The 10,780-nt window shown below is 27.5% G+C and carries 6 protein-coding genes; all 6 read left to right on the top strand.

From position 1 onward, the window contains the following. Nucleotides 1–49: 49 nt before the first annotated feature. The 6 genes from bsh to GBZ86_RS08715 all read left to right on the top strand — a co-directional run bounded on the left by bsh (nt 50) and on the right by GBZ86_RS08715 (nt 10,709). Nucleotides 50–1,039, top strand: a complete 990-nt coding sequence (gene bsh / locus GBZ86_RS08690; protein WP_152889719.1) for a choloylglycine hydrolase — start codon at nt 50–52, stop codon at nt 1,037–1,039. A gap of 230 nt (nt 1,040–1,269) precedes the next feature. Continuing rightward, nucleotides 1,270–2,538: a conjugated bile salt MFS transporter gene (locus GBZ86_RS08695; protein WP_234885140.1), complete on the top strand. Its 1,269-nt coding sequence runs from the start codon at nt 1,270–1,272 to the stop codon at nt 2,536–2,538. A 468-nt stretch (nt 2,539–3,006) separates the two neighbouring features. Further along, nucleotides 3,007–7,074: a glycoside hydrolase family 2 TIM barrel-domain containing protein gene (locus tag GBZ86_RS08700; RefSeq protein ID WP_152889721.1), complete on the top strand. Its 4,068-nt coding sequence runs from the start codon at nt 3,007–3,009 to the stop codon at nt 7,072–7,074. Between the two features lie 147 nt (nt 7,075–7,221). Next, the gene (locus tag GBZ86_RS08705; RefSeq protein ID WP_152889724.1) at nt 7,222–7,497 is read left to right on the top strand and encodes a Fic family protein; all 276 of its coding nucleotides are present in this window, start codon (nt 7,222–7,224) and stop codon (nt 7,495–7,497) included. Between the two features lie 55 nt (nt 7,498–7,552). Continuing rightward, nucleotides 7,553–8,977: a glycoside hydrolase family 1 protein gene (locus tag GBZ86_RS08710; RefSeq protein ID WP_152889727.1), complete on the top strand. Its 1,425-nt coding sequence runs from the start codon at nt 7,553–7,555 to the stop codon at nt 8,975–8,977. Between the two features lie 601 nt (nt 8,978–9,578). Next, a complete protein-coding gene (locus tag GBZ86_RS08715) occupies nt 9,579–10,709 on the top strand; it encodes a deaminase domain-containing protein (RefSeq protein WP_152889730.1) in 1,131 nt (376 codons plus the stop codon). The last annotated feature ends 71 nt before the right edge of the window (nt 10,710–10,780 follow it).

A 10,780-nucleotide genomic window follows, 5' to 3' on the forward strand; every position in this document is an offset into this window, starting at 1 on the left:
TATCAATAATATGTTATATATTATATAATTGAAAGAGGTGTTAAAATAAATGTGTACAGGATTATTATTAAAAACTAAAGATGGTGAACATTTGTTTGGAAGAAATATGGATATTGAATTTTCTTTTAATCAACAAGTAGGAGTTATTCCAAGAAGTTTTACTTATGCAAGTACTGTTAATAATGAAAAGTTTATAACCAAGTATGCAATTATAGGAATGATGACTTTAATGGCAGGTCATCCTATGCTTGCAGATGGTATGAATGAAAAAGGATTAGCATGTGCAGGATTAAATTTTCCAGGATATTCTTATTTATCAGATGAATCAAAAGAAGGAGCTCATAATATTCCATGTCATGATTTTATGCTTTGGATGTTAGGACAATTTCAAAGTGTAAAGGAATTAAAAGAAGAATTGAAAAACTTAAATTTAATGAATAAACCTTTTGGTCCTAATATTCCAGAAGCAACATTACATTGGATGGTAACAGATAAAACCGGTGAATGTATAGTTATTGAAAATACAAAAGAAAAATTAAGTATTTTTGATAATACAGTAGGCGTTTTAACAAATTCACCAACTTTTGATTGGCATTTAACAAATTTACGTCAATATATGGGATTAAGTTCAGAACAAGTTATTAGTACAAAATGGGATAGAGAAGAATTATCACCATTAGGAGTAGGAGTAGGAGCAGTAGGAATGCCAGGAGATGAAACACCAGCTTCTAGATTTATAAGAGCAGCTTTTTTAAGACATTTCTTAATGTTAAATGAAATAGAACATGTAGATATAGGAGAATTTTATCATATATTAAATAATGTAGCTATGACCAGTGGAGCTGTTAGAACACCTGAGAAAAAAAGCGATTTAACTCAGTATTCATCTTGTATGTCATTAGAAAAAGGTATTTACTATTATAATACATACAAAAATAATCAAATTAATGCAATAAATATGCATAATGAAGATTTAGATGGAAACGAAATAAAAGTTTATCCATATTCTGAAGAACTACAAATAAATTATGTAAACTAATAAGACAAAATTAAAACATTATAATTATAAGCAATAAACATTACAAATAAAATAAATTTTCTTAAATTAGATTATAAAGACTAAGAATTTTTTACTTTAAATTCATAGAATTAAGGGATGATTATTTAATATTTTTTATAAAGCTTAGTTTTTTAGAATATTAAAAATAAACGAGATATTATTTTATTTGTAATGTTTATTTAGAAAAGAGGGTTATTATAGCTGAAAAATTGAATAAGCATAAATATTTTATAATTTTTGTTTGTATGTTTATGCAAGCTATTCCCTTTGGAATAGCACAAAATATACAACCATTATTTGTTCCATATGTGGTTAGACATTTTAATTTTAGTTTAGCATCTTTTTCTTTAATATTTACATTTGGAGCACTTGCATCTTCTGTTTGTTCTCCTTTTTTAGGTAAATTATTTGGAAAAGTAAATATTAAAATTTTATTTATAATAGGTACAACTTTATCAAGTTTAGGATTTTTTCTTTTTGGACTTGCTCATAATTTGCCGGAATTTTATATATACTCAGCAATATGTCAAGTAGGATGTGTATTATTTTCAGGATTAGGTGTTCCTTATGTAATTAATAATTGGTTTCCTGGAAATGGAAGAGGCAAAGCTTTAGGACTAGCATTTTCAGGTGGATCAATAGGAAATGTATTTTTACAAGAGATAACTTCACATATTTTAGCAACTAAAGGTCCTTCAACAAGTTATTTAATATTTGGTGTGGCTTCAATAATAATTAGTTTACCGACAATATTATTATTTATAAGACTTCCAAAATCAGAAGAGTTAGATAATAATATAGACGAAAGATTAAAAGATAGAAAAGTTCTTACAAAAGCATTTCAGGGTGAAGGTATTAAAGTTGTAAGAAAAAATCCGTTTTTTTGGACTTTTGCTGTTGGATATGCGTTAATTGGGATATCAATTGCAGCATTAAGTACTCAATATGCTACATATTTTACAAATGGTTTAAAATTAAGTCCTACTCTTGTAGGAACATTAGGGTCAACCTTTGCAGTATTTTGTTTAGTTGGTAATATTGGTGGTGGAGTTCTTTTTGATAGATTAGGAACAATAAAAGCTATGTCAATAGCTGGTATTTTAGAAATTACAGCAGTACTTGGAATGTTGATTGCAAGTAAAATAAGTGTGTTTGCTTTTTTATTTTCAATTGCATATGGCCTTTGTGTATATTGCTATATGTCAGGTCCAGCATTTATGGCTACAGATGTGTTTGGAAGAAAAGATTCTAGTGTAATACTTGGAACTATAAGTTTACTTTTTGCTATTGGATTTGCTTTAGGTTCAACTATATTTGGTTCATTAGTTGATCATTTTGGATTTAAAATAGCTTGGATAGGAATGCTTGGTTTTATATTGGTAGGATATATAATTTTATTATTATCAATTAAAAAATGTAAAGAAGAAAATGAAAAATTAGAAGAAAATATTTTTAAAAATGAAAAACAAACTGCATAAAAACTTATTTTAAATTTATAAAAATTTGTGTAAGTTCTAAATTATATTTTAATTTAGAGTTTACACAAATTTTTTGTTTTATTTTAAATTTATATATTTAAAAGTGATTTACCATAAAGTTAGATTAAGTAAATTTATAATTAGATTTATTTAAAATGAAGTAAAGAGTATTTATGTGATATGTAAAATAGAAATAAAGTATTAATTTTGAGAAGTAGTTAATATATTTAAATCTAGAATTCTTTAGTGAATTATAGCTAAAATTAAAATAAATTTTTATATAAATATATAATAAAATTTAGTAAAAAATAGCAAGTTAAACCTTTACTGTTATTATAAAAGGTGGTATTATTATACATATAAGGAACGTGATGGAAAGACGTGAAAGGAATAATATAATAAATTTCATAGTTTTTAAAATTACGTTTCTATTAGTAAACATATATTTTAAAATAGGGGGTACTTAGAATGAATTCATTTCACAAAAAAAGCTCTGCTTTATTAATGGCTTTAGCATGTGTTGCAAATACAACAGCACCTACTATAGTAAATGCAGAAGTAAAACAACCATCAAATTCTGAAACAGTAAATGTTGGTTTCATAAAGGATGGTGAACGTTCAACTATTTTTAATAATGATTGGCGTTTTATTAAGGGAGATCCAGCAGGAGCTGAATCAGTAGATTTTAATGATTTTGCTTGGAGAAAATTAAATTTACCACATGACTGGAGTATTGAAGGTGAGTTCACTGTTGAAGGAGAAGCAGAAAGTGGATTTTTATTAGGAGGTACAGGATGGTATCGTAAACATTTTGTAGTTCCTGAAAAATATGATGGTAAAGATTTTACTTTAAACTTTGATGGAGTTTACATGAATGCTGAAATTTATGTAAACGGTAAGAAGGTAGGAGAACATAATTATGGTTATACTGCTTTTGCCTTTGATATCACTGATCATTTAATTGCAGATGGACAAACAGAGAACGTAATAGCCGTTAAAGTAAAAAATCCTTTACCAACTAGTAGATGGTATTCAGGAAGTGGTATTTATCGTGATGTTACATTAAGTGTTACAGATACAGTTCACGTAGCACATTTAGGAACAACTGTTACAACTCCAAATATTGAATCACAAAAAGATGGAGCTGTAGATGTAAATGTAGAAACTATAGTTGATAATGAGTCGTCAAAGGATGCTAGCGTTACAGTTAAAACTACTGTAATAGATGCTGAAAATAATGAAGTTAGTGAACCAGTTACAGAAGTTAAGGATATAGCAGCTAATACAAATGCAACTTTTACACAAAATGCTGTTGTTAATCAGCCTAAATTATGGTCAGTTGAAAATCCTAATTTATATAAAGTAAAAACTGAAGTTATAAAAGATGGAAAAATAGTAGATACTTATTTCACAGACTTTGGATTTAGATATTATAATTTTGATAGAGACACAGGCTTTACATTAAATGGTGAAATGATGAAATTAAAAGGTGTTTGTATGCACCATGACCAAGGTTCTTTAGGTAGTGCTTCTTATTATAGAGCTGTAGAGCGTCAAATGGAAATAATGAAGGAAATGGGAGTTAATGCAATTCGTGTTTCTCATAATCCTGCTAGTGATATGTTATTAGAAATTTGTGATCGTTTAGGATTATTAGTTATAAATGAAGCTTTTGATACTTGGACAAACCCTAAAAATGGAAATGTTAATGACTTCTCTAAATATTTTGATGAAAAAATAGGGGAAGATAATGAAATTATTAATGGCAATAAAGATATGAGCTGGGGTGAGTTTGAGGCTAAATCAATGGTTAAAAACTCAAAAAATAGTCCATCTATAATAATGTGGTCAATTGGTAATGAGGTATTAGAAGGAATTGGTGGAGATGCTTCTAAGTATACTGAAGTAGCTCAAGATATAATTGATTGGATTAAAGAAGAGGATTTAACTAGACCAGTTACTATAGGCGATAATCGTACTAAAAATGGAGATAAAATGGCTGAAGCTATTTCTGAAGTAGTTGATGATAATGAAGGAATTGTTGGATTTAACTATGCAAATGAAAGAGCTTATATTGATCAAAGAGCGAAACATCCAGATTGGACATTATATGGTTCAGAAACTAGTAGTGCTGTTCATAGTAGAGGATATTATAAATCTAAAGGAATAGACCGTGAAAATCTTCAAATATCAGAATATGATAATGATGCTACAAGAGTTGGTTGGGGACACTCTGCAAGTGATGCATGGAAGTTTGTTATTAAAAATGACTTTAATGCAGGTGAATTTATATGGACAGGCTTTGACTATATAGGGGAACCAACACCTTGGAATGGAACAGGTACAGGACCAGTTGGTGGTGGTAATGGTGCAGCACCAAAATCAAGTTACTTTGGTATAGTAGATACTGCTGGTTTTGAAAAGGATATTTATTATTTATATCAAAGTCAATGGAATGAAGATATAAATACATTACATGTTTTACCAACATGGAATGAGGATGAAATTGTTATTGAAAATGGTAAAGTACAAGTAGATGTTTTCACAGATGCTTATGAGGTTGAGTTATACTTAAATGATGAAAAAGTTGGAGAACAAACTGCAACAGAGCATGTAACTGATGCAGGATATAAGTATTATACATTTGGAAATGATGCATTATATCCAACTTTTGAAGTAGATTATGCACCAGGAACATTAACTGCTAAAGCATTTGATAAGGATGGAAATGAAATAACTGAAACAGAAGGTAGAAAGTCTGTTGTAACTTCAGGTGAAGCGACTAATTTAGAATTAAGTGCAGATAAAACTACAATTGCTTCAGATGGATATGATTTATCTTATATTACAGTAGATTTATTAGATGAAAATGGAAATATAGTTCCAGGTGCTGAAAATGAATTAAACTTTGAACTTGAGGGTAATGGTAAAATAGTAGGTTTAGATAATGGTAATGCTGTTGATACAACATCTTATAAGCCTACAACAGATACAACAGGTACTAGAAGTGCATTTAGTGGTAAAGCTTTAGTAATAGTACAATCTACTAAAGATGCAGGTACTATGACATTAAATGTTTCAGGAGAAGGTTTAGCTTCTAAGTCTATAGAAATTACTACTGAAAATAGAGCTGGTGATGATAAATATTTAGAATCTTATGATATTGTTAAAGAATATTATGTACCAGTAGGACAAAAGCCAGAGTTACCATCAACTGTAGAAGGAAAATATAGTGATGGAACAACTGCAACTTTTAATATAGAGTGGAATACTTACGATGAAGAGCAATTAAATACTCCTCAAATATTTAAGGCTACTGGAAAATTAGAAGGTACAGATGTAGCTGTAGTTGTAAACATACATGTAATTGGTGATGTGGTTTCAATGGAAAATTACTCAACATTTACTTATGCAGGAACAGCTCCAAGCTTACCTAAAACAGTAAAAGGTTATTTAGCTGATGGTGGAGATAGTGAAGACTTTATTGTTACATGGGATATGGAAAATGCAGATTTTACAACTCCAGATACTAATGTAGTTGTTAATGGTACTGTTCAATTATTAGGAAAAACTTATCCTGTTACTGCAAATGTACGTGTAGTTGAAGCTTTAAAAGCTGCATCTAACCTTGCACTTAATAGTTCATCAAATTCAGATGTTCCAACTTTATCTCAAAGTTGTACTAATCCATCAGATAGTTTAGCATCTATTAATAATGGAGTTAAAAACAATGGAAATTCAACAAATGAGCGTTGGACAAACTGGAATGAACGTTCAGAAACAGTTAATGGAGAGCCAAAAGGTGCTTATGTTCAGTTAGACTGGGAAAACAAATATGATATAGATCGTTTAGATTTATGGTTATTCACAGATAATGGATTTAGTAGAATTCCAAAGAAGGTTGAAATAAGTTATAGAAATGAAAATGGAGAGTATGTGGTTGCTCCTCATACAAATACAACAGAAGTTTCATATTCTGCTGGAGAAACAACTTACTTCTTAGATAACGTAATAAATACAGATAGTATCCGTGTTTACATGCAACAACCTGAGGTAGGTAAGTGTATTGGTTTAACAGAATTAGCTGTTTATGAATATGTTCCTCAAACAAGTGCAAATACAACAAATACTTTATCTGAAATTAAGTTAAATGGAAAAGCATTAGAAGGCTTTGATTCTGCGACTAACGAGTATACTGTTAATGTAGAAGCATTACCAGAAACTGTAGAAGCTGTTGGAAATGAAAATGCTGCTATAACGGTATTACCTGTTCATAATAATAAATCAATAATAGTTGTTCGTTCTGAATCAGGTGCAAAGAATACTTACACTATAAACTATGTAGTACAAGAGCCAGAGCAATCTGCTGATGTTAATGGTGATGGAATTGTAAATGTAGGAGACTTATCAATAGTATCTAAGAATGTTGGTAGTGTAGTATCAGGAAATGAGTTAAGTGAAAAATCTGATATAAATAGAGACGGTGTAGTAGATAGCAAAGATATTCAAATAGTTATGGATAAAATGTTTGAATAATAAATTGAATGAATAATTAAATAAAGGAAAAGCCTCATTGAATATATTTAATATTCATGAGGTTTTCTTTTTATACTAATTTATAATAAAATAAAAGAATAAAAATTTAAAAGTATATGATATACTTAGTAAATAAGTAGTGTAATTATGGAGAAAAAGATATGTCTTGCAGCAGAATTTCATTTTAGATATGTGTATATACATCCATTTATAGATGGGAATGGTAGAAGTGCAAGATTATTAATGAATTTAATTCTTATGAGAAATGGATATCCTATAACGGTTATAAAAACAGATGATAGAGAAGAATATATGAAGGCTTTGGAAAGTGCAAGTACCAAAGGAAATATTAATAATTTTGTAGATATAGTAGCACAAGCAGTAGAGAGAAGTTTAGATACTTATATATATATATTAGGATAATAAACTCATTATTTATAATATATAGGAAATTTTATTGTATAAGGAGTGAGTGAATATGGAAATAAATTTTTCGAAAAATTTTTTGTGGGGTGGAGCAGTTGCTGCTAATCAATGTGAAGGTGCTTATAATATAGATGGGAAAGGATTATCAACACAGGATGTAGCACCAAGAGGAATTGTAGGACAGAGAACAGAAAAGCCTACAGAAGATAATATGAAATTAATAGGTATTGATTTTTATCATAGATATAAAGAAGATATTAAGTTATTTGCTGAAATGGGATTTAAAACTTTTAGAACATCTATTGCATGGTCTAGAATATTTCCAAATGGTGATGATACAGAACCTAATGAAAAAGGTTTACAATTTTATGATAACCTTTTTGATGAATGCTTAAGATATGGTATTGAACCACTTGTTACTATTTCTCATTATGAAACACCATTAGCTCTTTCTAAAAATTATGATGGATGGATAAATAGAAAACTAATAGGATTCTTTGAAAATTACGTAAGAACAATTTTTGCAAGATATAAGCATAAGGTTAAATATTGGCTTACATTTAATGAAATTAACTCAGCATTACATGCCCCATATATGAGTGCTGGTATATTTACATCAAAAGAAGATTTAAGTAAACAAGATTTATATCAAGCAATGCATCACGAGTTAGTAGCTAGTGCATCAGCAGTTAAAATAGCACATGAAATAATGCCAAATGCAAAAATAGGATGTATGATTTTAGGAGTTCCAAACTATCCTTTAACACCTAATCCAAGTGATGTACTTGAAGCTATGAGACAAGATAGAGAAATTTTATTCTTTGCAGATGTTCAAGCAAGAGGAAAGTATCCTAAATATATGAATAGATATTTTAAACAAAATAATATAAAAATACATATGGAGCCGGAAGATGAGGAAATACTTAAAAATACAGTAGATTTTATTTCCTTTAGTTATTATATGAGTTCTTGTGCAACAGCAAATGAAGAAAAGAAAAAAATAGGAAATGGTGCAGGGAATATTATCTCAGGTATTTCAAATCCATATCTTAAAGCTTCAGATTGGGGCTGGCAAATAGATCCTCAAGGATTAAGATATATGCTAAATCTTTTATATGATAGATATGAAAAACCATTATTTATTGTTGAAAATGGATTAGGTGCAGTAGATGAATTAGTAATAGACGGAAATGGAAATAAAACAGTATTTGATGATTATAGGATTAAATATTTAAATGATCACTTGGTTCAAGTAGCTGAAGCTATAGAAGATGGTGTAGAGGTTATGGGATATACAACTTGGGGTTGCATAGACCTTGTAAGTGCATCTACAGCTGAACTTAAGAAAAGATATGGTTTTATATATGTGGATCGTCATGATGATGGAACAGGCACTTTGGAAAGATATAAGAAAAAGAGTTTTTATTGGTATAAAGAAGTAATTAAAACAAATGGTAAAAGTTTAGTTATATATTAATAATAAATAAAATTTGTATATAATAATAATTTAAAAATAAAAGAAGAAGAAAAAACACTTTTATAAGTGTTAAAGAAGGATTGATATAGAATAAAACAAATCTTTATATAGATAATTAATATTTTAAACAACTTAAAGGATATGAATTGATTAAACAGTTTATAGTATTTTTAAGTTGTTTTTTTATAAATAATAAAAAAGAAAATTTCAAATAGGTAAATATATATTTTAAAAGATTTTAAAATTTTTGATTAACTATAAGTAATATAAATATGATATTTAATTTTAAATTTTTATTGTATTGAAGAACTTTAATCTAATCGTTATATATAACAACAGCTCTAGTAATGTCATTGTTTATTATGGTTTTTTTTGATAAATATAAAAAGGACAAGAAAAAATTAATAATGAAAATATCAATTAAATATTAAAAATTAATGTTAATATAAAATAGTGGACATAATTAATCTAACTAATTTAAAGGTATAATATTCTAAACAAATATTATATTAAAGCATTTAATGAAGATTAAGTTAAGTAGTTTACTTAGATTAATATTTTATAATTAAAATAAAGTTACAAAAGAAGATATGAGGATATTATGGAACAAAGAAATATTAAGATAAATAAAAGAAAAAAAGAGCAATTAAGAATTAATAATTTAAAAGAGTTTGAGAATGCATTAAAAAGAGAAGGTTATAAAATAAATGAGCATGATAAAGAAAAATTTAAAGAAAAAGTTACAAAAACTTTTAAAGTTAATAGTAGAGTTATAGATAGATTACATATATGTATGAGTGATGAAGAAATTACTTATAGAGCAGATAATGTGAAGGATTTTATAGATTACATAGAAAAAATCATATTATTTGAAGAGGAACATAATAAATTACATAAAAAAATAAGAGGAATAAAGAAGTTAAATATAGATAGAGTTGAGTATGAAAGAGAGAGTAGCTTAAAAGATAAAGTTGATCATATTGTAAAAATTATAGAAAAGATAAAAGACAATGTATCTAGTGAAATAAATAATGAAGAGAAAAGCAGATTGAAAAATTTAGAACAGGAGATAGATAAAGAATATCTTTATGCAAAGGATATTGAATTGTTGAAAAAAATTATTATTGGAAGTGATGGAAAAATTAAAGAAAAATATGATGTAGAAACTAAAATTAAAACCTTATCTATAGAAGTTGCAGAAGAATTGAGTTTTAAATATATTAAAGCAAATAAAGGAAGTATAGAATATCATAATCATTTAAATAGCAATCTTCCTAGGATTAAGCGTTTAATAAAAAATATAAATAAATATATAACAGTTGATAAAAAAGATAAAACAAAATTTAATATAAATCAAAGTGAAGCATTACAAGATTCTATAAATATAGCAGTAGCTTTATATGATAATAAGGAATTTAAGGCCATTAGTGGAAAGATTAATATAAAAGATTATTGTAAAGCACCCTCTTTAGAAGAAGCAATTTTTAAAAGTGCTAAAGTTAATAAATTAGGTAATTTAGGTATAGGTTATGATAGGATTAATGACAGCGAAAAAAAAATATTTGAAGAAATACATAAACAAATAGAAAAGAACCTACTTAAAGATAGTGGTGAACTTATTTTATATAGTAAGTGGGAACCATGTCCAAGCTGTTATTTTGTTATTAGTCAGTTTTGTGAAAAATATCCTAAAATAAAGGTTAAAGTAAAATATAGTAAATCCTATGGTTAATAAAAAACACATGAAAATGTGTTCTTGAAAAAGTTCCTAATTAGAAAAGTTTAAAATAAACATTTTTACAA

Source organism: Clostridium tarantellae, from assembly GCF_009295725.1.
Taxonomy (GTDB): Bacteria; Bacillota; Clostridia; order Clostridiales; family Clostridiaceae; genus Sarcina; species Sarcina tarantellae.